Source organism: Sphingomonas sp. FW306-1B-B10E, from assembly GCF_058782005.1.
On record NZ_JBYSXG010000061.1, the window covers coordinates 2706 to 25193 of the forward strand.

The window sequence follows — 22488 nt, forward strand, 5'->3', positions numbered from 1 at the left end:
ATCCTATCCTTCTATTTCGTCGCAGGCCAGACCTGCGACGAAATAGAAGGATAGGATAACGCCCAATGGCGATGAGCGTAGGCGCAGGCGGCGACGAAACACCGATGTCGGACATCAACACCACGCCCCTCGTGGACGTGATGCTGGTGCTCCTGATCATCTTCCTGATCGCCATTCCGGTGGTGATCCAGACGATCAAGCTCGACCTGCCGAAGGTGACATTCGAACCGACCACCACCAAGCCAGAGAATGTCGCGCTTTCGGTGACCGGGGCCGGCGGCCAGTGCCAGATCTACTGGGGCATGACTCCGGTGGGTCATCAGGAACTGCTCGACCGGGGCGTCGCGAAGCTGAAGCAGGAAATCGATCGTCAGGGCGGACCCAATGCCGCCGGGCTCGAGCTTCCCGAGGTCCATATCCGCGGCGACTCGAACACCCCGTATCGCTGCATCGGCGGCGCGATCTACACGATGCAGATGGCAGGCTTCGCGAAGGTCGGCTTCATTTCGGAACCCCCCGCGGGTGCCGTGACGACCCGCTAAAGACGCGCACCGTTTAAGGAGTTACAACCATGGCAATGAGCGGTGGCCGCGACGACGGCGAGCCGATGATGGAAATGAACACGACGCCGTTGATCGACGTCATGCTCGTGCTCCTCATCATGTTCATCATCACCATCCCGATCCAGACCCATGCGGTGAAGGTCGACCTGCCGCAGAACAGCGGCACGCCGCCCCCCGCGGTCGAGCCCCAGAAGAACAAGCTGTACATCGATGCCAATGGCAACGTGTTCTGGAACAGCGTGCAGATCGACGACGTGACGCTGCGTCAGTATCTCGATGCGTCGCTGGCGCAGGATCCGGAGCCCGAGCTGCACTTCCAGCCCGACCCGAACGCGCGTTACGACGTGGTCGACCGGGTGCTGGCGATCGTGAAGCGCGCCAACGTGACCAAGCTCGGTTTCGTCGGCAACGAGCAGTATCGCAACGATTTCTGATGCATAAGCTCGACTGAGCCCGCGCTGCTGCGCGGCTTCAGGAGCGGATGGAAAGGCGGTCCTTCGGGGCCGCCTTTTTCTTTGCATGCGCCCCTTGATCCGATGCAACGAAAGTGTCACACAAGAGTCATCAAGATGTCACGGCAATGTCACCGTGGTGCAATGATTCTGGAGGGTGCCATGCGTTTCGCTCTTGTTCTCCTCGCCGCCGCGCCATTTGTCGCGGCACTCCCGGCTCAGGCGCAGGACGGCGCCGTCGCCAGCACGCAGATCGCGCAGGGCGACTATTCGCGGGCCGAGGCGAAGCTGCGGACCGAGCTGCGGATCCATCCCGATCGTCCGGAGCTGCTGCTCAATCTGGCTGCTGTCTATGCGAAGACCGGCCGCGCCGGTGAAGCGCGCAACCTGTACGCCAAGGTGCTGGGCAGCGACGAGGTGCTGATGGACTTGCGCAGCGAAGAGGCGGTGGGTTCGCACACGCTCGCGCAGCGCGGACTTCGCAAGCTCGATACAGTGCAGTTCAGCGCACGCTGAACTGGGCCTGGGCGCGCATGCAAGCTGTCCGCGCCCAGCTTGCTTCGTTGCGATTACACGCTGCTTGCTCTGGATCCCCGTAGAGGCACCGCGGATGCGGGCGGATCGGCTCAGTCGAACTCGCAATCGTTAATCCGGGCAATCCACTCGGTGTCCAAGTTCAGCAGAGCCTGAGCGACATCGATGTGCCCTTTCGCGACGGCCTGTGCCGCCGCTGCCGACAAGAGCATCGACTGGTCCCAAGCCTCTTTCCGATGAAGGCTTACATTCTCGACCAACTGCGCGATCGCTTGGTGGTACTCTCCCGCATAGCTCGCGGGAATGTCCGGTCCGCGACCCGACTGCCGAGCCACTTCGATCGCAGCCGGCAGGTGAAAGAACCCGAAATCGACGGGCTCGCTCGCTTGTTTGGCGACCTGCACGATGTGAGGCACCGCGACGTAGGAATCGGTGTGGACGTCGCCTTGATGACACAGGCGCGACCAGAGACCGAACCAGGGTTCGTCCTCGGGGCTCATTTGCGGGCCCGGCGACGAGGCCAACATTCGCAGCAGGTCGGGAATGTCGCCGGCGTCGCCATAAGCGTGGCGCAGCTCGCGCCAGCGAGGATCGTCAAGCATCAGCATTGGCGGAACCTAGCGGTCATCGTCGCAGCATCAACCACGGTCGACCACACAGGCCTTGTTGGCGGCCAGCGCATCATGCGACGAAGTTGCGCGTTGCCTGTTACAATCGCGGCAGTGTCACGCCGCGCTGCCCCATATATTTTCCCGCGCGGTCGGCATAGCTCGTCTCACACGGCTGATCGCCCTTGAGGAACAGGAACTGGCACGCGCCCTCGTTCGCGTAGATCTTCGCGGGCAGCGGGGTGGTGTTCGAGAATTCGAGCGTGACATGGCCCTCCCATTCGGGCTCGAGCGGCGTCACGTTGACGATGATCCCGCAGCGCGCATAGGTCGACTTGCCGAGGCAGATGACCAAGGTGTCGCGCGGAATGCGGAAATATTCGACCGTCCGTGCCAGCGCGAAGCTGTTGGGCGGGATGATGCACACGTCGGTCTTGCGGTCGACGAAGCTGTTCGCGGCGAAATCCTTGGGGTCGACCACCGCGCTGTCGACATTGGTGAAGATCTTGAACTCGTCGGCGACGCGCGCGTCATAGCCATAGGAGGACAGGCCGTAGCTGATGCAGCCCTCGCGGCGCTGCGCCTCGACGAACGGTTCGATCATGCCGGTGGCGAGCGCCTGCTCGCGGATCCAGCGGTCGGAAAGAATACTCATGAATCCCCCTGCGGTGCACGCCCGGTTTCGCGGGAAGCGCAGCGCTCCGCAAGGGCTAACGGACCATCAGCTCGAACGGCGTGGCGGGGAGGCCGGTGCCGTCATAGAGGTTGCAGATCGGGCTGTCCCCCCAGCAGAAGCGGACGCGGTCGGCGGCGCCGGCGCCAGCGGCCACCAGCACGTCGCTGCCGTCGAGCGTGGCGGCGGCGAAGCGGCAGGTGCCCGGCGCCGTGCCGCACAATTCGAAACCGATCGGGACCGCGGCGCTGTACGTCACCAGCCCTTTGTCGGCGCCGGTGAAGCGGATGCGGATCAATTTGCCCTCGTCGCGTGCCTCGACGGGCCATGGCCCCGAAGGCGAGGCCTTGCCGCCATAGGTCAGCGCTTCGGCGCCGCGCGCCAGCCGGTGGCCGACATCGAGCTTGTTCGCGGGATGAATGTCGACCACGTCGCCGAGATCGACCGTCACCGCGAGCGCGGCATGCGGGTCGGCGGCGACCGCCTTGCGCTGCTCGTCGCGGATCTGGGCGAAGCCGCTTTCGATCGGTGCCGGCACGCGCGGCCCCCAGGCGGAGAGCTGGGCGATCAGGAAGGGCAGGGCGGGCTGGCCGAACTGGCCGCGCCACGCCGCCATCATGCTGGCGAGCTTGCCGGCATAGCCGTCGGGTGAACCGGCATTGGCCTCGCCCTGATACCAGGCCACGCCGCGCAGGCCATAGGGCCCGATCGGCGCGATCATCGCATTATAGATGCCCGAATAGCCGGCGATCGCTTCCCACGGCGCGTGCGGTGGATCGCCGACGCCAGCGGGGGCCTGGCGCCAGCGCCAGCCTTCGGGACCGGCGAGCGGTACGCTGGTGCCGTCGGCAAAGCGGATCGCGCGCTGGTCGGCGGTGCCGAGCAGCCCGCCTTCCGCCCAGGTGTCGAGCACGCCGACCGCGATCACGTTCCTGCCGGCCTTGAGCGTGCCCGGCGCGAGCGGATAGAGCCGCGCTACGCCCCAGGCATAGGTCACGCCTACCGGCACGCCATTGACGAAGCTCGCATCCATGTCGTCGGCGGGCCCGAGCGCGAGCGTCGCGCTTTTGGCGGCCTGCTCGGCGGTGAGCGTCACTTCGGTGCGATACCAGAGCATGCCGTTATATTGGGCGAGCGCGGCGATGCCCCATTTCTCCCATGGGTCGAATGACGGCACTGCGCGCCAATCGCCCGGCGGGTTGGCCTGCCAGGGTTCGGTGCCGGGCGCATCGCCCGATTTGCCGCGATACCAGGCGGTCCAGCGCTCGCCGAACTGTCGGCCCGCTTGCGCAGGATTGCTGCGATAATTGTGGAGCAGCGCCAGGTCCTGCGCCGCGCTCGGGTCCTTTGCCAACGCCGTCTCAGGGCGCCAGGCGTCGATCGCGGTGCCGCCCCAGCTGGCATCGATCAGTCCCATTGGCACCTTTTGCGACGCACGCAGGTCGCGCGCCATGAAGTAGCAGGCGGCGGAGAAGTCGCGCACCGTCGCGGGCGTGGCTGGCTGCCACTGGACCGGGGCGGGGAACTGGCGCTGGGGATCGAGGCTGGTCTTCTTCTCGATCGTCATCAGCCGCAATTCTGGATCGTTCGCCTTGTCGAGCTCCCCGGCGGCGTTGAGGGCGCGGCTGACCGGAAACTCCATGTTCGACTGTCCCGAGCACAGCCAGACATCGCCCACCAGCAGGTCCGTGGCCTGCGCAGTCTTGCCGCGCGCGGCGACGTTGAGCGTATAGGGCCCGCCCACGCGCATTGCGGGCAGGTCGACGCGCCAATGTCCGTCCTTGTCGGCGCGGGTCCGGATCTTGCGCTCGCCGAGTGCGACGTCGACTCGCTCGCCCGGCGGCGCGTCACCCCAGACGGGGATCGCGCGGCCGCGCTGGAGCACGCCATGATCCTGGAACATCGGGTGGAGCAGTGGGGACGCGTCCTGCGCATATGCGGGCGCAGCGAGCAGGATCGGCAGCGCGAGCGCGCTCCGGCACGGCATCTTCATGGCATCTCCTTCGTTAGCGGTAACAGAGCAGAGGGCAGGGGGGAATGGCAAGGGGCGAGCATCGTAACGGCCCGTTCGGCGGCAGTTCGATCGCCAGGGCGGCGGAGGATTGACGGCGACGCGGATCGCTCTACGGCGCGTGGCATCCGCCTTCCTTACCGTGGATACCGATGCAGAACATCCTGCCGATCATTCTCGCCCTTATCGCCGGCCTGTGCGTCGCCACGCAGACGCCGAGCAACGCGATGCTGGCCCGCAGCACCGGGTCGCTGTGGCTGGCCGCCTCGATCTCCTTCCTCGGAGGCACCGCTGCGGTCGTCGCGACCTGGCTGCTGATCGATCGCACGCCGCTCGCCACGGTGCGCGAGGCGCCGCCCTGGGCATGGATCGGGGGGCTGTACGGCGCATTCTTCGTCGCCGCAGTGGCTTTCGCGGCGCCGCGGCTGGGACTGGCGCTCACGCTCACCTTGACCGTCGGTGCGCAGCTGACCGCGGCGGTGGTCTTCGACCATTTCGGCGTGCTGGGCCTGGATCGTTCGCCGATAACGCTCGCGCGGATGGCGGGCGTGACCTGCATCCTGGTGGGCGTGCTGCTGGTTCGTCGCTGATCCTGACCTCAGGCGAGGCCGAGATCAGCGGGGCCGAAGGCGTGCGGCAGCAGTTCGGAGAGCTTGTATTCGGCGATCGTGTCCCCCGTCGCGCCGCCGCAATAGACCGGAAGGTCGCGCCCGCCGACCTGCGCCGCTTCGTTGATCACCTGGCGGCAGCGCCCGCACGGGCTGACCGGAGCGGTGTCGGCATGGCCGATCCGCCCACCGATCACCCCGATCGCGACGACGTCGCGAAAGCGGCCCTGCGCATTGACCGTGGCGAGCGCGACCGTCTCGGCGCACAGCGACAGGCCATAGCTGGCGTTCTCGAAATTGGCGCCGGTGACGATGCTGCCGTCGCTGAGCAGCACCGCCGCGCCGACCGCGAAGTTGGAATAAGGCGCGTAGGCGTTCTTGGCCGCCTCGCGGGCTGCCAGAATCAATGCGCGTGCGCCGTCGTCGATCATTCCGATGGCGATACCGCACATTAATCGCAGTGCAATAGGCTGCTGCCGCATTCAAAGCTTTGGAGGCCGACATGCCGCGCGAGATCACCCAACCCGCCTTGGTATTCAGCTTCTTCGCGATCCTCGCGCTTCAAGCGAGCGTCGGCTTTCTCGAGGCGCCGGTGTTCGGGATGCGCTTCGCGCCGATCCGGGCGGCGATCTGGTTCACCGACGCTGCGTTCACTGGATCTTTCGGACAGTTGGGCGGCACTGTCCTACTCGTCGTGATCGGCGTGTTGCTGACCTGGCAGGCCTATCGTCAGGCGCTTCAGCAGGCAGCGTAGCAAGGCGCCGGACCAAGCGGCTCACCCCTTGATGTGGAGCACGCAGATCAGCGTGAACAGTCGTCGCGCGGTGTCGAAGTCCACCTGGATCTTGCCGTCGAGCCGCTCCATCAGCAGCTCCGCCGCCTGGTTGTGGACGCCGCGGCGGGCCATGTCGATCGTCTCGATCTGGGCGGGCGAGGCGGCGCGGATCGCCTGGTAATAGGAGTCGCAGATCGCGAAATAGTCGCGGATCGGGCGGCGGAAGCGGGCGAGGCCGAGGACCAGGGTCTCGAGCGGCGAATCGTCGGCGCGGTGGATCTCGAGTGCAAGCCGGCCTTCTTCCACGCGAAGGTGGAGCTTGTAGGGGCCGGCATAGCCGTCGGGATGCTTGCGCTGCGGGGCGAAGTGATTCTCTTCGAGCAGGTCGAAGATCGCGATGCGGCGCTCCTGCTCGATATCGGCCGAGCGCCACAGGATCGTGCGCTCGTCGAGCTTGACGTCGATGATGCGCGGATCGGCCATTGCGGCAATGCTTTGCGGCCAATCACCGTTTTCCACAAGGCTGCGGCGTTGCCCGAATCCTTCGGTTGGTGAATGAGGGGCCGATGGCCCAGCCGATACCCTTTCCCGCTCCCGAACCCGCCGAAGGCGTCAGCCTGCCCGCCAATATCGAGGCCGAGGCCGCCTTGCTCGGCGCGATGATGATCGACAACCGCGTGGCGGAGGACGTGCTCCAGAAGCTACGCCCCGAACACTTTTTCGAGCCGCTCCACGGGCGGATCTACGACACGATCGCGACGATGGTCGGCGACAACCGGCTCGCAACGCCGGTGACCCTGCGCCCGCTGTTCGCCGCCGACCCGGCGATGAAGGAATTGGGCGGGCCGGCCTATCTGGCACAGCTCACCGGCAATCCGGCGAGCCTGATCGGCGCGCGCTCGTTCGCCGACCAGATCTACGACCTCGCGATGCTGCGCGCGCTGGTGACGGTGGGACGCGATCTCGTCGACGGCGCGCTCGACACCAGCCAGGACATCAACCCGGCCAAGCAGATCGAGCAGGCCGAACTGAAGCTCTACGAAGTCGCCGAGAAGGGCGAATCGGATGCGGGGCTCAAGTCGTTCACGCGCGCGGCGACTTTGGCGGTGCGCCAGGCCGAGAAGGCGATGAACTCGGGCGGCGGCATCTCGGGAATCACTACCGGGTTGACCGACCTCAACGCCTCGACCGGCGGGTTCAACCGATCGGACCTGCTGATCCTCGCCGGCCGCCCGGGCATGGGCAAGACCTCGCTCGCGACCAACATCGCGTTCAATGCCGCCAAGCGCTGGGCCGACGATCTCGAGGCGGGGATCCCCGAGGAAAAATCGATCGGCGCGCCGGTTGCGTTCTTCAGCCTCGAAATGTCCGCCGACCAGCTGGCGATGCGTATCCTGTCCGAGCAGGCCGAAGTCGTCTCGGAAAAGCTGCGCACCGGGCAGATCAGCCATAGCGAGTTCCAGAAGTTCGCGCGCGCGGCGGGCGATCTCGAGCGGCTGCCCTTGTTCATCGACGACACGCCGGGCCTGACGATCGCGGCGCTGCGCACGCGCGCGCGGCGGATGAAACGCCAGCACAAGATTGGCATGGTCGTGGTCGATTACCTCCAGCTGCTGACCGGCAGCGCCAAGGCCTCGGGCGACGGGCGCGTCCAGGAAATCTCGGAGATCAGCCGCGGGCTGAAGACGCTCGCCAAGGAACTCAACGTCCCGGTGCTGGCGCTGTCGCAGCTCAGCCGCGGCGTCGAAAGCCGCGAGGATAAGCGCCCGCAGCTATCGGACCTTCGCGAATCGGGATCGATCGAGCAGGACGCCGACATCGTGCTGTTCGTCTATCGCGACGAATATTATCACGACTTCAAGGCGCCGACCAAGACGCCCGACGGCAGCGAGACCGCCGAGGAGCGGATCGCCTACGAGAATTGGCAGGCCAAGCAGCTGGAGGTTTCGGGCAAGGCGACGGTGATCATCGCCAAGCAGCGCCACGGCGCAACGGGATCGGTGCACATGCGCTTTGACCGGCAGTTCACCAAGTTCAGCGACCTGGCACACGAGGATTATTGAGCGGAGCGGCCGTAGCTAGCCCCTCCCCTTCAGGGGAGGGGTTGGGGGTGGGGGATGTCTCATAGAGACCTGAACCAGCGGCCAGGCTCCACCCCAACCCCTCCCCTGAAGGGGAGGGGCTTTGGAAGCGCCGCCTTAGCGGCCGGCCGGCACTCGCACCAATCCCGGCGCGTCGCGAAGGAAGGCGTCCAGCACACCGTCCGCCACCTTGATCGGGCCGTCGAAGCGAACCGCGCCGGGAATCGACTGGATCGCCTCGGCCTGCCTGGCGAGCCGCGCGGACTCGGCGAACAGGCGGGTGGCGGTGTCGCCGCTGCCGGGCGCGCCGTCGAGTGCTGCTGCCAGCCCGCTGACGGTCAGCTTGAGCGCGCGGCCCCAGAGTGCGGTCGCGTCGAGCCAGGGGGCAGATTCGGCGACGAAGCCTGGCACGACCACGCCGGCGCGGATCAGGTCGGGCGCGGTCGCCAGTCGCTCGGCGGCGGCGGCGAGGGCGTCGAGCGCCCGCCCCTGTGCTGCGGCGTCGCCGGCGGCGAGCGCGTCGCGGGTCTGGTCGATCAGCGCCTTGAGCCGCGGCGCCTGGGGCTGCCAGGGATGGCTGCCGAAGGTCGGGGCGAGATGCTGGGTGTCGAAGAAGGCGAGCAGCGCGTCGGTGACCTGCGGGTCGCCGCCCGCGAGGTAGCGCGCCGCGGCGTGCCAGGTCCGGTCGGCGTCATAGCCGCGGTCGTTCCACGCGAAGGCGACAAGGCCCATCACCGCGGGGCGGCTCGCTGCCTCCTGGTTCATCGGATTGGAGACCACGCCGCTCAGTTCGGCCGACAGTCCGCCCTCGCGGCGGGCGTAAGGCGCGAGCAACAGGCGGCCCGAGGATTCGCGGAAGTCGTTGACCGGGTAATTGTCCCAGAGCAGCGTCTTGCGGCCGAACGCCTTGGTCGCGTTGCGCGCGTCGGCGACCGAGATCGACGGCGGCACGACGTCGGTGCCGGTCCATTGGACCACCACGCGCGGGTCGAGTTCCTTTCGCAGCGTCGCCTTGTACGGGCTTTCGGTGGCGTTGTAATATTCGGTCGGCACCATGATCAGCGAGCCGCGATCCTTGGCCGCGGCCAGGTCGGCCTGGACGGCGTTGAGCAACTTCGCCTGCGCGCTCGCCGCGGCCTTCTGGCCGGGCGCGCCGAACGCGGCTTCGTCGCTCGGGCAATTCCATTTGGTATATTCGATGTCGTCGAGCGCGACGTAGAAGCTGCGCACGCCGATGCCGCGCATCGCGCTGAACTTGCGACGGATCGCGTCCAGATCGGCGGGGCTAGAATAGCAGATCGAAGGGCCGGGCGAGATCGCGTAGACGAAGTTGACGTGCTGACGGTTCGCCGCCTCGACCAGCCCGCCGAGCTGCGCCAGCGTCTCGGCGGGATAGGGATCGCGCCAGCGGTCGCGGGCGAAGGGCTCGTCCTTGGGGCTGTAGATATAGGTGTTGGCCTTGAGCGCGGCGAGGAAGCCGATATGCGACGCGCGCTCGGCCATCGACCAGTGCTTGCCGTAGAAACCCTCGATCGTGCCGCGTACGGGCATTGCGGGGTAATCGGTCACGGTGAGCGCGGCGAGCGTCGGGCCGGTGACGACCTGCCGCAGCGAGTGTGCGGCGTGGTACAACCCGTCGCTGTCGGCGCCCGCGAGGACGATCAGCGTGCCGCCGGGCGCGGCACCGGTGGTCAACGCATAGCCTTCGGCCTGGCTGGGCAAAGTGGCGCCGGTGCGGGCGAGCGCGCTCTTGATCAGCGGCGCTTCGCCGGTGCCGAGCACTACGTAAGTCGCGTCGAGGCGGGCGGGCAGGCGCGTGGCGGTACGGATCTGATCGACGCCGGCAGCGGTGAGGATGCCGCGGACCAGGGTATCGGTCTCGGGATCGGCCTTGCCCGCCTCTACCAGCACCACCGTCTTGCCGAGCGCCACTGCGCCGCCGGTCAGCTTCGCCGAGACCGGGGCGGGAAAGATGGCGGGCAGCGTTTGCGCGGCGGTGGGGGTGGCCAGTGCCAGCAACAATACGGCGCCCGAGGCCAGCGACAGGGAATAGCCGAACGAACGCGCGCGCATGGATGATCCTCAACGGTTCTACAAAGGTATCAGATAGGTTCTATGTTTTACATATCGCGCCAGCGCAAGCCGGTCGCGGCGGGATTTGGTTCGAGCTCATTCTCCCCCCACAAGGGGAAGGTGGCGCCGAAGGCGACGGAGGGGATGGAATCGCTGCGCTTTGTGATTCCTCCCCCTCCATCAGCTGCGCTGACACCTCCCCCTGGCGGGGGAGGGTATTGAGCGCCGAATTGCGTGCCGTCTCATCTTCACCCCACCGTCACCGAAACATCATCCCGCCGACCCGAATTTGTAAAGCCGCGCGATTAGCCGCCCCGTAGCGCGGATCACGGCGCCACAGGGGGAAGCTTTGATGAATACGCACATGCTGCGGCGGAGCGCTTCGCTCGCCGCGATCGGGCTCGGGCTGTTCGCGGCGAGCACCGCACAGGCGCAGTCGCGCGTGGTCACCACGCCGAACATCACCACCGCCAACGGCCCGACCAGCGTCACGCTGAACGGCGAGACCTTCACCAATGGCGGGCTGGTCGGCGCGGGGCGGCTCGACGCCAATACGCGCGACTTCCGCGGCGAGACGCTGGGCAGCTTCTCCGGCATGGCGATCGACCTGCGCACCTGGCACCGCAATGCCGACGGCACCTATAGCAGCAGCATCTACACACTGCCCGACCGGGGGCCGTTCGACGGCGCGATCGATTATCGCAACCGCGTTCACACCAGCGACATCCGGTTCAACCCGCTGACGGGGACCGGCGCGCTGCCGCAGGCGACGAGCTCGCAGAGCCAGGTGGTGATCACTCCGACCGGCGGCTTCACGCTGAAGGACGCGAACGGCATCGAGATGACAGGGCGCGATCCGGGGGCGAACACCGTGACGCGGGGCGGCATCGTCTATCCGGTCGCAACCGACGGCACCGCGGCCGGACATATCAGTCTCGACGCCGAAGCGATCGCCTTCCGCCCCGACGGCACCTTCTACGTCTCCGACGAATATGCCGACGGCATCTATTATTTCGATGCGACCGGAAAGCAGATCGGCGCGATCCAGACCGTCGCGGCGATGCTGCCGCGCACCGGCGGCGCGATCGACTTCAACAGCACCAATCCGGGCCAGACCGGGCGCCGCAACAATCAGGGGCTCGAAGCGATGGCGCTGACCCCCGACAACAAGAAGCTGGTGACGATCCAGCAGTCCGCGACTGTGCAGGACACCAATGGCGCGCAGCAACAGACGCGCAACAACACCCGCATCCTCGTCTACGATATCAGCGCCACCGGCACGCCGACCAACCCGATCGGCCATTATGTCCTCCAGCTGCCGGTGTTCAACAATAACGGCAGCGGCGGCGCGCCCGACCGCACCGCCGCGCAGTCCGAGATGCTGGCGCTCAACGACACCCAATTTCTCGTGCTTGCGCGCGACGGTCTCGGCCGCGGTGTCGCGGCGAATGCCAGCACCAGCAGCACCGCGATGTTCAAGAGCATCCTGCTCGTCGACACCAGCAAGGCGACCAACCTCGCCGGCACCCAGTACGAGACCGGCACCACGCCGATCGCGACCAACGGCACGCTGGCGGCGGGGATCACCGCGGTCCAGCAGGTCGAGCTGGTCAACATGCTCAACCCCGTCCAGCTCGCCCGCGTCGGCATGAACCTCACCCGCCTGCCGGTGAGCACGCCGACGACGCTGAGCGAGAAGATCGAGGCGATGGCGCTGGCGCCGGTGCTCGACGAGGCGCATCCGCAGGACTTCTTCCTGTTCGTCGGCAACGACAACGACTTCCAGGGCACCAATATCAGCTTCAACGGCCAGTCGTTCACCTCGGGTGCGCTCGATGGCAGCGGCAACAATGACAGCGTGCTGCTGGTCTATCGCCTGACCCTGCCGACCTATGTCGATCCGATGGCGCTGCAGGCGCTGAACCTGACCGCCCCCGACATGCTCTACGGCACGCGGATCGCGATGGACGCGTTCGGCCGCAGCACGACCCAGCCGGCGATGCGCCGGCTCAACGCGATGCGCGGATGGCGCGATGCGGAGGGCAGCGGCCGCGCGCAGCTGTGGCTCGACTTCGACTGGAGCAAGGCCGGCGCGGGCGCGAGCCCCGAGACCGGCCTCGACGTCGACATGCTGGCGACCACGATCGGGCTCGAAATGCCGGTGAACGAGATGGTGCGCATCGGGCTGACCGCGGGCTATCGCAAGATGGACGGCAAGCTCGCTTATGGCGCACCGCTCAGCGCCGATGGCTGGACCGCGGGCGCCTATGCCGCGATCGAAACGCGGATGGGGCTCTACGTCCAGGCATCGGGCGCGTGGCTCGGCGACGTCAAGTTCGACAAGATCGGCCGCGCCTCGGCCTATCAGCAGCAGGCGATCGGCGACACCGGCGGACATGGCTGGGCGGCGAGCGGCGAGGCCGGCTGGCAGTTCGACCTGGGCGGGGTTAGCCTGACGCCGTTCGCGGCGATCGACTATGCCGATCTCAAGCTCGAGGGCTATACCGAGCATGGCGCGTCGGTGTCCAACCTCGTCTATGGCGACCGCAGCTTCAGCCAGCTGACCGCGAGCTTTGGCGGCGAGATCGCTGCACAGCTCGGCGCGATCCGCCCGGCGCTGCGCGGCGGCTACAGCATCGAACAGGAGCATGGCGACCGCAGCGCCGCGGTGCGCCTCGCCAGCGCCGAGCATGCGATGGGAACTGCGAACCTGTCGCTGCTCGACACCGAGCGCAACAGCGCGTTCGGCGAGCTGCGCATCGCGATGCGGCAGGGGGCATTGTCGGGTTATGTCTCGGGCCGCGGCCGCTGGGGGCGCGGTGACGATGACGCGCGAGTGTCGATGGGGGTCGGCATCGCGTTTTGAGGCTGCAATCCCCTCCCTTCTAGGGAGGGGCTAGGGGTGGGTGAGAAAAGCCGGGCTCGATGCCCGGTCTTTTCTCTCTTCGATGCAGCTCGTTGGGGCTCACCTTCGGTTCGCACCCACCCCCGGCCCCTCCCTTTCAGGGAGGGGAGTTATATGTCTTGCGAAAGCCTACGCGGTCCCGTCATAGGCGCCGTCCCTTCTGCCTCGGACTGGATCCCGCGTGACCGCTGCCCTCGGACTCGATTTCGGTACGACCAACAGCGTGGTCGCGCTCGCCGGTGCGGGCGAGGCGCCCGAGATGGTCGAGTTTGCCGGCCCCACGGGCATCAGCGCGGTTTTCCGCTCGGCCCTGTGCTTCTGGGAGGATGGCGGCGTCCAGGTCGAGGCGGGACCCTGGGCGATCGCCGAATATCTCGAATATCCCGAGGGCAGCCGCTTCCTCCAATCGTTCAAGTCGGTGGCAGCGAGCAGCGCGTTCGAACATGCCTCGGTGTTCGACAAGAGGCTGCGGTTCGAGGAGATCGGACGGACCTTTCTCGACAAGCTCATGGCGCATGCCGGCGGCAAGCTCGACGCGCGGCCCGAGCGGATCGTCGTCGGGCGGCCGATCGAATATGCCGGGAGCCGGCCCGACCCGAAGCTGGCGCGCGAGCGCTATGACGCGATGTTCGCCGGGTTCGGCGGCGCGGTGCATTATGTCTACGAGCCGATCGGCGCGGCGTTCAGCTATGCGCGGCGGCTGAGCGATCCGGCGACCTTGCTCGTCGCCGATTTCGGTGGCGGCACCAGCGACTTCTCGGTGGTGCAGGTCGACGCGCCGGGGTCCGCGCGGCGCTGCACCGCGCGGGGACATGCCGGCATCGGCATCGCCGGCGACCGCTTCGACTATCGGATCATCGACCAATTGGTGCTGCCGCTGCTCGGCAAGGGCGGGCTCTACCGCTCGTTCGACAAGCAGCTCGAGATCCCGCCGGGCTATTTCGCCGATTTCGGGGACTGGTCTCGGCTGGCGCTGATGCGCAACCGGCGGACGCTCGAGGCGCTGCACAAGCTCCAGCGTTCGGCCGAGGACCCGGCGGCGATCGGGCGGATGATCGCGATCATCGAGAACGAGCTCGGCTATCGGTTGTACGACGCGGTCGGCACGCTCAAGCGCGCGCTGTCGAGCGTCGCGCAGGCCGAGTTTCGCTTCGAGGGCGGCGGGGTCAAGCTCACGACCGATGTTCGCCGCGAAGACTTCGAGGCGTGGATCGCGCCTGACCTCGCGCGGATCGAGGCGACCGTCGATCGAGCGCTTGCGGCGTCCGGGGTCGAAGCGAACGGGATCGACCGCGTGTTCCTCACCGGCGGTTCGTCGCTGATCCCGGCGGTGCGCGAGATTTTCGTGCGGCGCTTCGGCGAGAACCGGATCGGCGACGGCGGCGAACTCACCTCGATCGCGCACGGGCTGGCGATGGTGGCGCAGGAAGACGATATCGCCGCCTGGGCGGGCTGACCGGCGCCGCGATGGGCCGGGCCCGCATTGCGACTAATCGAAGCGACTAGCCGGTCTAGTCGGAATGCGGAGCGCACCGACTCGCGCGACGGCGTAACCAACACGTGTTCACCACCCACAGGGGACACGAGATGACCACGATCGCTGCGAACAGCAACGCTTCCTTCGGCGCATTCCAGGCGCTCTCCGCCGGCTCGGCTGCAGCGGGCTTCGTGCTCGCTGCGGGGATTGCCGGCAAGATGTTCAACCCGCTGGGCGCCGGGCCCTTCGCCTCGAGCTGCTTCCCCAAGGGCTGGAACGTCGATGCGCGCTCGTGCGGCGAGACCAAGGCGAACTGGACCGTCGAGACCGGCTCCGAGGGCAAGGCCAATATCGACTTGGGCGACGGCTATAGCCTGCAGCTCAACGAGAAGAACTCGGAGATGACGATCACCAACGCCGAGACCGGCGAGACCACGCGGATCTGGGGCGACCCGCACGTCGACGTCAACGGCCAGCATGCCTACGACTTCTGGGGCACGACCACTTTCACGCTCGCCAACGGCACCAAGATCACGATCAATACCGAGCAGGGCAAGGACAATCCGAATGTCTATTATGCCAGCTCGGTGGCGATCACCAAGGGTGACCAGGCGATCGAAGTGAAGGGGCTGAGCCAGCAGGAATTGGGCGACCTCTCGATCACGATGGGCAGCAACGGCCGCGCGCTCGACCGCGCGAATGGCGACGGCTTCGTGCTGCGCGAGAATGAGAGCGGCGCGGGCTGGCGCTCGACTTATACGCAGCAGGTCGCGACGCAGGCCGACCTCAACGCGACCAAGCCGGGGCAGGCGTTCGGTCCCGACTCGTCGTCGGCGCAGAGCCTGGCGAGCCTGAGCTTCATCCTCGGCGCGTTCTTGGGCGGTGCGGTGTTCGCCAGCGTCGCCGCCGATGCGCGTAGCAGCGAGGGCGTGCGCGACCATGTCGCGCCGCGTCAGCACCATATCGAGTTTTGAGGTTCGTCAGCAGGAGGCGATCGCCGGGGCCGCCTCAGGGCAGCCCCGGCGATTTTTCCTTTCCCTGTCGGAGAGGTAGCGTAGCTTGGCAGCTTGCTGCCTAGCGGAGCTAGGTGAGGGTGTTTGCGCACTCGAGAGGGCAATCCCCCTCACCCAGCTCCGACTAGGGCTGCGCAGAAGTGCGCGACCCAAGTCTGCGCAACCCTCTCCCGACGGGAGAGGGAAGTTTCAGAAGCTCGGCTGGTTGGGGTCGCCGTCGGGTACGGGCGTGTGTATCCCGCATTCGGTCTTGTCCCAGCCGCGCCAGCGGCCAGCGCGGGGGTCTTCGCCGGGTTTGACCACGCTGGTGCACGGCGCGCAGCCGATCGACAGATAGCCCTCAGCGATCAGCGGGTGCACCGGCAGGTCGTGCGCGGCGAAATAGGCGTCGAGATCGGCCTTGGTCCAATCGGCGAGCGGATTGACCTTGAGCCGGCCGGCGGCGTCCGACGTGTCGATCTCGAAGCGCGGCAGCGCGTTGCGGGTCTTGGCCTGGAACGCCTTGCGCCCGGTGATCGTCGCGTCGAAGCCGGCGAGCGCATTGGCGAGCGGCACTACCTTGCGGATCTCGCAGCAGCCGTCGGGGTCGAACGACCAGCGCAGCTGATTGGCGTCGCGCGCGGCGAGCACGTCCGCATCGGGCTCGAGATTGCGGAAGTCCTTGAGGCCGAGCCGCGCGATGAGCGCGTCGCGATAGGCGAGCGTCTCGGGGAAATGGCGGCCGGTATCGAGGAAGAGGACCGGGACACTGGGATCGATCGACGCGACCAAGTGGAGCAGCGCCGCGGATTCGGCGCCGAACGACGACACCATCGCGACATCGCCGACCATATGCTCGCCGAGGACGGTGCGCAGCATCTCGTCGGTCGAGCTGCCGCGGAACATATTGTTGAGCCGGATCGCGTCCTGCTCGGTGAAGCGCGGGGCGAGGTCGAGACGGTCAATCTTGCGGGCCGCAGCCTCAGCCATGCCGCAGCTTCCACACCGGCACATGCCCGTCGGCGGCGGGCTGATAGACCTGCTCGTAGCGCGCGAGGCTCGCCTCGAGCACCGCGGGATCCACTGGGGCCTCGGGCGCGAAGCTGTCAAAGCCGCAGCGGCGCATCAGCGGGATCTGGTCGACCAGCACGTCGCCCTGGGCGCGCAGCTCGCCCGTATAGCTGGCCTCGCGGAGGATGCGGCCGGCCGAATAGCCGCGGCCGTCGCGATATTTCGGGAAGCTGACTTCGACCAGCGCCAGGCGGTCGAGATGCGGCAGCAGGACGCGGGCGTCCTCGCCCGCCTCGATCCGGACGGCGGTGGCGTTCGACTGGCCGAAGAACGAGTCGAGCGTGACGGCGGGCTCTTCGTGCGCCTCGTCGTCGCGGAAGCGGAGGAGGTTGTCGGTCATGCCTGGGCCTCCGGGAGGCGCGCGATCACTTTGATCTCGAAGCGGAAGCCGGCAAGCCAGTTAACGCCGATCCCGGTCAGCGCCGGATAGGGAGCCTCGCCCCAAAACTCGGGCATGACCTTGAGCAACGTCTCGAAATCGGCGTCGGGATCGACGAGGTACAGGGTCGAATCGACCACGTCGTCGAAGGTGCAGCCCGCGGCAGCAAGGATGCCGAGCAGATTCTCGAAGGCGAGGCGGATCTGCGCCTCGGTATCGGGCTCGGGCGATCCGTCGGCGCGTGCGCCGACCTGCCCGGAGACGAACAGCAGTCCGTTCGCGCGGATCGCCGGCGAATAGCGATGCTCGGCGTACAATGCGTGCGGGTTTGCCGGGAAGACGGCGTCGCGCTCAGCCATAAAGCGCCTCCTTGAACGGCTCCATGCCGATGCGGCGATAGGTGTCGAGGAAGCGCTCGCCCTCGGTACGCTCGCGCAGATAGACGTTGGTCGCGGTCTCGACCGCGTCGACGATGCCGTCCTCGGAGAAGCCGGGGCCGGTGATCTTGGCGAGGCTGACGTCCTCCGCCCCCGACCCGCCGAGCAATAGCTGGTAGTTCTCGGTGCCCTTACGGTCGACGCCGAGGATCCCGATATGGCCGGCATGGTGATGGCCGCAGGCATTGATGCAGCCGCTGATCTTGAGCTTCAATTCGCCCAATTCGCGCTGGCGGCCGAGATCGGCGAAGCGCGCGTGGATTTTCTGCGCCACTGGGATTGAGCGGGCATTGGCGAGACTGCAATAATCGAGGCCCGGGCAAGCGATGATGTCGCTGATCAGGTCGAGATTGGCCTCGGCGAGCCCGGCGTCGCGCAGCTGCTCCCACAGCGCGTAAAGGTCGGCCTTGCGGACATGCGGCAGGACGATGTTCTGCGCATGGGTGACGCGGAGCTCGTCGAAGCTGAAGCGCTCGGCGAGGTCGGCCATCAGGTCGATCTGGTCGGCCGAGGCGTCGCCGGGGATGCCGCCGGCGGGCTTGAGGCTGATCGTGACGACGGCATAGCCGGGCGCCTTGTGCGCCGAGACATTCTGGTCGAGCCAGACGGCGAAGTCAGGATCACTGCGGTCGATCGCGTCGCTGAGCCCGGTGTCCCAGGCGGGCGGCGCGAAGTAGGCCGCGATGCGGTCGAACTCCGCCTTGGGCGGATCGATGCCGAGCGCCTTGACCGCGACGAACTCTTCCTCGACCTGGCGGCGATATTCGTCGGCGCCGATCTCGTGGATCAGGATCTTGATCCGCGCCTTGTAGATATTGTCGCGGCGGCCGTAGCGATTGTAGACGCGCAGGCACGCCTCGAGATAGCTCAGCAGGTCTTCGAGCGGCACGAACTCCTTGATCTCGGGCGCGACCATCGGGGTACGGCCCATGCCGCCGCCGGCGAACACCTTGGCGCCGTGGACACCGTCCTTCTCGACGATCTGGATGCCGATATCGTGCAGGCGCATCGCCGCGCGATCCTCGTCGGCGGCGATCACCGCGATCTTGAACTTGCGCGGCAGATAAGTGAATTCGGGGTGGAAGCTGCTCCACTGGCGGAGCAGTTCGGCCCAGGGGCGCGGATCGGTGATCTCGTCGGCGGCGGCGCCCGCGAACTGGTCGCTGCTGATGTTGCGGATGCAGTTCCCGCTGGTCTGGATCGCATGCATCTCGACCGTCGCGAGCTCGGCGAGGATGTCCGGCGCGTCTTCGAGCTTGATCCAGTTGTACTGAAGGTTCTGGCGCGTGGTGAAATGGCCATAGCCGCGATCGTACTTGCGCGCGATGTGCGCCAGCATGTGCATCTGGCGGCTGTCGAGCGTGCCATAGGGCACCGCCACGCGCAGCATATAGGCGTGCAGCTGGAGATAGAGCCCGTTCATCAGCCGCAGCGGCTTGAACTGGTCCTCGGTGATCTGCCCGGCGAGGCGGCGGTTCACCTGGTCGCGGAATTCCTCGACGCGGGCGGCGACGATCGAGTGATCGTATTGGTCGTATTTGTACATCAGCTTTTGGCCTGAAGAGTGTTCACGCGAAGCCGCGAAGGCGCGAAGAAGTTTTGGTTCGCGCAGAGGCGCAGAGGACGCGGAGAAGAGGCGCGCGGTAGCGCGCTTCCCATTTTTCTCGCTAGGAGATCAAAGGCCGCTGGCGCAACCAGGCGAATCACCTCTGCGTTCTCTGCGCCTCTGCGCGAGAAAACTTCCTTTCTTCGCGCCTTCGCGTCTTCGCGTGGAAAATTCATATTACCCAGCTCCCAGCCTCAGGATCGGCTGGTTTCAAGGTCAAATCCGGCCGCACCGTAGGACCGAGCGCGCGGATGCGGTCCTTGATGTGGGCGGGGCGGGGGCCTTCGGGAGTTGCGGTCGCGTCGATGACATAGGGGCCGTTGACGCGGCGCGCGCCTTCCTCGGCATGGGCCAGCGCCTCGCCCTGGTCGGCGACGTCGCCTGCTTCCTCGATGTGGCGCGACCAGCCGGAGCCGGTCCACCAGATCACGTCGCCGGTGGCGAGGTCGTTGCCGGTGAGCAGCTTCACGACAGCGCCCCCGCGGCCCTAGCCCAAGCCTGCAATTTGTCCTCGGCGTCCGACAGGCGGACGACTTCGCCGACGACGATGATCGCCGGGCTCTTGACCTTTTCGCGCGTCACCAGATCGCCGAGGTCGGCGAGCAAAGTGCGGATCGCGCGATGGCCATCGAGCGTCGCGCGCTCGAGCACCGCGACGGGCATATCGGGGGCGACGCCGTCGGCCATCAACTTGTCGGCGATCGCCGGGCAATTGGCGACACCCATATAGATCACCAGCGTGCGGCCCTTGCCGGCTAGGCCCGACCAGTCCTGGTCGGACAGGCCCTTGCACTGGCCAGCGACGAAGCTGACCGCGCTCGACCAGTCGCGATGGGTGAGCGGAAGCATCGCCTCGGCGGCGGCGCCGAGCGCAGCGCTGACGCCGGGGATGACTTCGACGGGCAGGCCGGCGGCGCGGACGGCTTCGACTTCCTCGCCGCCGCGGCCGAAGATGAACGGATCGCCGCCCTTCAGTCGCACGACGATCGCGCCGGTCTTCACATGCGCGACGATCAGCGCGTTGATCGCATCCTGCGACAAAGTGTGGCGCGCGCGCTGCTTGGCGACGGAGATGCGGTGCGCCTGCGGTGCGAGATCGAGCACGCGCGGGTCGACAAGCCCGTCGTGAACGAGGACATCGGCCTGGCGCAGCGCCTCGACCGCGCGGACGGTGAGGAGGCCCGGATCGCCGGGGCCGGCGCCGACGAGGATGACGCGACCACGCGCGGAAGGATCGAGCAAGGTTGCCATAAGGCGCGAGATGGGCCGGGGGCGCGGCCGGGGCAACGGAGGATGCTTTGGGTGGGCGGAAGGTGAACTTTGTTCGCTTCGTCACCCGGGCCCTGCCCCGCGATGAAAGGCCCGCCCTTTGATTGCGTGCGGACGACAGCGGCAGCGTCTGCGCAAGGAAAAGCCCAATGCCGCGCCGTTCGCGACGAGCCGAAGGGCAGGTCCGTGGACGTTGAGGGCCAACGCGATCTATTCAGTTCGCGACCATGGGAGACCGAGATGCGAACCCTATCCTGCGGCGTCGCATTGCTGGCGATTGCCGCTCCGGCAGCCGCCCAGGACCTCCCGACCACCCAGCTCGAGGATCACGGCAGGCTCGTCCTGCAGGATTCGACGACACGATCGCTGCTGCGGAATAGCCGTGCGCACCACGGGCGCCGCCAGCCGACCGCGGCCCAAGTCTCGGCCTGCCGCGCGAAGACGCAGTTTCGGGCGAAGTTCGGCGCGGACCATCCGAAGGTGCGGCAACTCTACCGATTGTGCCGCGGCGTCGGGCTCTGACGGCGGCAAAGAAAGGCCCGCCGCCGAGCGGGTCGGCGACGGGCAGGTTCGAAAAACTGTTCGGGGATGGGGGACTAGTCGAACAGTTCCTCTAGGAACGACTTGCGGCGCTTGTGGCCGTACTGGCCGCCGTGCTTGTGGCGGTCGTCATCATGCGGGCGCGGATCGGGCCAGGGGGCTGGCGCCGGTTGCGGTTGGGGCGTCGCCGGCGCGGCACTGCGCTCGAGGATCTTGTCGAGCTCGCCGCGATCGAGCCAGACGCCGCGGCAGCTCGGACAATGATCGATCTCGATCCCGGCGCGCTCGATCGGCACCAATTTGGTGCCGTCGACGGGGCAGGCGAAGGTGCCGGTCATTCGCGCTCGCCCATCAGCCCGAGCAGCAGCTGGAACATGTTGATCAGGTTGAGATAGAGCGACAGCGCGCCCATGATCGCGAGCTTCTCCACCGCCTGGCTGTTGCCATAGACGATATATTCGCTCTTGAGCCGCTGCGTGTCCCAGGCAGTGAGGCCGGCGAAGACGAGCACCCCGATCGCCGAGATCGCGACGCCGAGCAGGCCCGAGCCGAGGAACAGGTTGACCAGGCTCGCGCCGATCACGGCGATCAGGCCGACCATCAGGAACGCGCCGAGCCCGGTGAGGTCGCGCTTGGTGGTGTAGCCCCACAGGCTTAGCCCGGCAAACATCGCCGCGGCGGTGAAGAAGGCGCTCGCGATGCTGGGGCCGGTGAAGACGAGAAACAGGCTTGCCATCGACACGCCCATCACCGCGGCGAAGGCGAAGAAGGCGGTGCGCGCGCCGGCAGTGGTCATCCGCTCGATGCGGAAGGTGAAGAAGAACACGAAGGCAAGCGGCGCGAACATCGCCACCCATTTGAGCGGGGTGCCGAAGATCAGCGCGACCAGCGCCGGGGTATTGGCGACCGCGAGCGCAACCAGGCCGGTAATGGCCAGGCCGATGCCCATGTTGCGGTAGATGCCGAGCATGTGCCGGCGCAGGCCCTCGTCGTAGCGGACCTGCGCCGAGGCGGCGGCGCTACGGTTGAAGGCGGAAAGATTGTCCACGGGCGCGAACTCCTCAGGCAGTGCGGGCGACGCGGCGCATCTCGGCCGCGTCGGGGATCAGGCGGAAAAGGCGGTCCTTGATCGCGAGGCGCTGCTTCTTGAGCTGGCGCAGCCGCGCGGTGTCGGGGAACCGGCGCGTCACTTCGGCGCGGATTTCGCAGTTGAGGACGCGGTGCGCGGCGATCAGCCGCTGAATTACATTGGTCATATGCCACTCCATCGACATGCATCGATCGAGCCGGTCTCTCGGTGAGGAGTGGTGACGGAGCGCCGTCAAACCTGCACCGAGCTGGCTCGATGCGGTCCGACATCACGGGGCTTCAGGTGAAGCCGCCGCCAGAGGGGCCCGGTCCCGCAGGCTTGAATCTAGGGGGACGGGGCGGGGG

At 67.0% G+C, this 22488-nt stretch carries 25 protein-coding genes; 10 read left to right on the forward strand and 15 right to left on the reverse strand.

All coding sequences use genetic code 11. From position 1 onward, the window contains the following. Positions 1-65: 65 nt before the first annotated feature. From AC3WJI_RS18495 to AC3WJI_RS18505, 3 genes are all read left to right on the forward strand, one after another. Positions 66-542 carry an ExbD/TolR family protein gene (locus AC3WJI_RS18495; protein ID WP_492758764.1) on the forward strand — a complete coding sequence of 159 codons (477 nt, stop codon included), beginning with the start codon at positions 66-68 and terminating at the stop codon, positions 540-542. 29 nt (positions 543-571) lie between these two features. Next, entirely contained in the window at positions 572-997 is a 426-nt protein-coding gene (locus AC3WJI_RS18500) for an ExbD/TolR family protein (RefSeq protein WP_492758765.1), read from the forward strand. Between the two features lie 180 nt (positions 998-1177). Next, positions 1178-1531: a tetratricopeptide repeat protein gene (locus tag AC3WJI_RS18505; protein WP_492758766.1), complete on the forward strand. Its 354-nt coding sequence runs from the start codon at positions 1178-1180 to the stop codon at positions 1529-1531. A 110-nt stretch (positions 1532-1641) separates the two neighbouring features. On the opposite strand, the gene AC3WJI_RS18510 is transcribed toward AC3WJI_RS18505, so the two are convergent. From AC3WJI_RS18510 to AC3WJI_RS18520, 3 genes are all read right to left on the reverse strand, one after another. After that, positions 1642-2157 (reverse strand): hypothetical protein, encoded by a 516-nt coding sequence (locus AC3WJI_RS18510; protein ID WP_492758767.1) that lies wholly within the window; start codon positions 2155-2157, stop codon positions 1642-1644. 100 nt (positions 2158-2257) lie between these two features. Next, on the reverse strand, positions 2258-2812 hold the full coding sequence (gene dcd / locus AC3WJI_RS18515; RefSeq protein ID WP_404338367.1) for a dCTP deaminase: 555 nt from the start codon (positions 2810-2812) through the stop codon (positions 2258-2260). 55 nt (positions 2813-2867) lie between these two features. Then, a complete protein-coding gene (locus tag AC3WJI_RS18520; RefSeq protein WP_492758768.1) occupies positions 2868-4823 on the reverse strand; it encodes a sialate O-acetylesterase in 1956 nt (651 codons plus the stop codon). A gap of 170 nt (positions 4824-4993) precedes the next feature. Between AC3WJI_RS18520 and AC3WJI_RS18525 the strand changes: the two genes are divergently transcribed. Beyond that, positions 4994-5431 carry a DMT family transporter gene (locus tag AC3WJI_RS18525; protein ID WP_492758769.1) on the forward strand — a complete coding sequence of 146 codons (438 nt, stop codon included), beginning with the start codon at positions 4994-4996 and terminating at the stop codon, positions 5429-5431. A gap of 8 nt (positions 5432-5439) precedes the next feature. Here AC3WJI_RS18525 and AC3WJI_RS18530 read toward each other — a convergent pair whose 3' ends face one another. Next, positions 5440-5880, reverse strand: coding sequence for a cytidine deaminase (locus AC3WJI_RS18530; protein WP_492758770.1), 441 nt, complete (start codon positions 5878-5880; stop codon positions 5440-5442). A gap of 71 nt (positions 5881-5951) precedes the next feature. Between AC3WJI_RS18530 and AC3WJI_RS18535 the strand changes: the two genes are divergently transcribed. Then, positions 5952-6203 carry a hypothetical protein gene (locus tag AC3WJI_RS18535; RefSeq protein WP_492758771.1) on the forward strand — a complete coding sequence of 84 codons (252 nt, stop codon included), beginning with the start codon at positions 5952-5954 and terminating at the stop codon, positions 6201-6203. Between the two features lie 21 nt (positions 6204-6224). Here the strand turns inward: AC3WJI_RS18535 and AC3WJI_RS18540 are convergent, their stop codons facing one another. Further along, complete coding sequence (locus AC3WJI_RS18540) at positions 6225-6707, reverse strand: UPF0262 family protein (protein ID WP_492758772.1); 483 nt, start codon at positions 6705-6707, stop codon at positions 6225-6227. Between the two features lie 83 nt (positions 6708-6790). Between AC3WJI_RS18540 and AC3WJI_RS18545 the strand changes: the two genes are divergently transcribed. Further along, positions 6791-8287 (forward strand): replicative DNA helicase, encoded by a 1497-nt coding sequence (locus AC3WJI_RS18545; RefSeq protein ID WP_492758773.1) that lies wholly within the window; start codon positions 6791-6793, stop codon positions 8285-8287. 135 nt (positions 8288-8422) lie between these two features. Here AC3WJI_RS18545 and AC3WJI_RS18550 read toward each other — a convergent pair whose 3' ends face one another. After that, positions 8423-10378, reverse strand: a complete 1956-nt coding sequence (locus AC3WJI_RS18550) for a glycoside hydrolase family 84 protein (protein ID WP_492758774.1) — start codon at positions 10376-10378, stop codon at positions 8423-8425. 352 nt (positions 10379-10730) lie between these two features. Here AC3WJI_RS18550 and AC3WJI_RS18555 point away from each other — a divergent pair, with 352 nt between their 5' ends. The 3 genes from AC3WJI_RS18555 (at position 10731) to AC3WJI_RS18565 (ending at position 15734) form a co-directional block, all read left to right on the forward strand. Continuing rightward, complete coding sequence (locus AC3WJI_RS18555; RefSeq protein ID WP_492758775.1) at positions 10731-13244, forward strand: esterase-like activity of phytase family protein; 2514 nt, start codon at positions 10731-10733, stop codon at positions 13242-13244. A 220-nt stretch (positions 13245-13464) separates the two neighbouring features. Next, positions 13465-14739 (forward strand): Hsp70 family protein, encoded by a 1275-nt coding sequence (locus tag AC3WJI_RS18560; RefSeq protein WP_492758776.1) that lies wholly within the window; start codon positions 13465-13467, stop codon positions 14737-14739. 131 nt (positions 14740-14870) lie between these two features. Next, positions 14871-15734: a DUF1521 domain-containing protein gene (locus tag AC3WJI_RS18565; RefSeq protein WP_492758777.1), complete on the forward strand. Its 864-nt coding sequence runs from the start codon at positions 14871-14873 to the stop codon at positions 15732-15734. A gap of 228 nt (positions 15735-15962) precedes the next feature. Here AC3WJI_RS18565 and AC3WJI_RS18570 read toward each other — a convergent pair whose 3' ends face one another. The 6 genes from AC3WJI_RS18570 to cobA all read right to left on the reverse strand — a co-directional run bounded on the left by AC3WJI_RS18570 (position 15963) and on the right by cobA (position 20496). Continuing rightward, complete coding sequence (locus AC3WJI_RS18570; protein ID WP_492758778.1) at positions 15963-16742, reverse strand: phosphoadenylyl-sulfate reductase; 780 nt, start codon at positions 16740-16742, stop codon at positions 15963-15965. Next, positions 16735-17163, reverse strand: a complete 429-nt coding sequence (locus tag AC3WJI_RS18575) for a DUF934 domain-containing protein (RefSeq protein ID WP_492758779.1) — start codon at positions 17161-17163, stop codon at positions 16735-16737. Before AC3WJI_RS18575 ends, AC3WJI_RS18570 begins: the two co-directional genes overlap by 8 nt. Next, on the reverse strand, positions 17160-17561 hold the full coding sequence (locus AC3WJI_RS18580; RefSeq protein ID WP_492758780.1) for a RidA family protein: 402 nt from the start codon (positions 17559-17561) through the stop codon (positions 17160-17162). Before AC3WJI_RS18580 ends, AC3WJI_RS18575 begins: the two co-directional genes overlap by 4 nt. Next, positions 17554-19185, reverse strand: coding sequence for a nitrite/sulfite reductase (locus AC3WJI_RS18585; RefSeq protein WP_492758781.1), 1632 nt, complete (start codon positions 19183-19185; stop codon positions 17554-17556). The genes AC3WJI_RS18580 and AC3WJI_RS18585 overlap by 8 nt, the downstream gene beginning before the upstream one ends. Before the next feature lie 232 nt (positions 19186-19417). Then, on the reverse strand, positions 19418-19714 hold the full coding sequence (locus tag AC3WJI_RS18590; protein WP_492758782.1) for a DUF2849 domain-containing protein: 297 nt from the start codon (positions 19712-19714) through the stop codon (positions 19418-19420). Further along, the gene (gene cobA / locus AC3WJI_RS18595; protein ID WP_492758783.1) at positions 19711-20496 is read right to left on the reverse strand and encodes a uroporphyrinogen-III C-methyltransferase; all 786 of its coding nucleotides are present in this window, start codon (positions 20494-20496) and stop codon (positions 19711-19713) included. The genes AC3WJI_RS18590 and cobA overlap by 4 nt, the downstream gene beginning before the upstream one ends. Positions 20497-20754: 258 nt before the next feature. Here cobA and AC3WJI_RS18600 point away from each other — a divergent pair, with 258 nt between their 5' ends. Next, positions 20755-21036, forward strand: a complete 282-nt coding sequence (locus AC3WJI_RS18600; protein WP_492758784.1) for a hypothetical protein — start codon at positions 20755-20757, stop codon at positions 21034-21036. A 74-nt stretch (positions 21037-21110) separates the two neighbouring features. Here the strand turns inward: AC3WJI_RS18600 and AC3WJI_RS18605 are convergent, their stop codons facing one another. The 3 genes from AC3WJI_RS18605 to AC3WJI_RS18615 form a co-directional block, all read right to left on the reverse strand. Then, a complete protein-coding gene (locus AC3WJI_RS18605; protein WP_492758785.1) occupies positions 21111-21392 on the reverse strand; it encodes a TFIIB-type zinc ribbon-containing protein in 282 nt (93 codons plus the stop codon). Beyond that, a complete protein-coding gene (locus AC3WJI_RS18610; RefSeq protein WP_492758787.1) occupies positions 21389-22024 on the reverse strand; it encodes a Bax inhibitor-1/YccA family protein in 636 nt (211 codons plus the stop codon). The genes AC3WJI_RS18605 and AC3WJI_RS18610 overlap by 4 nt, the downstream gene beginning before the upstream one ends. 91 nt (positions 22025-22115) lie before the next feature. Beyond that, the gene (locus tag AC3WJI_RS18615; RefSeq protein ID WP_492758786.1) at positions 22116-22310 is read right to left on the reverse strand and encodes an HP1242/YdcH family protein; all 195 of its coding nucleotides are present in this window, start codon (positions 22308-22310) and stop codon (positions 22116-22118) included. Positions 22311-22488: the final 178 nt, after the last annotated feature.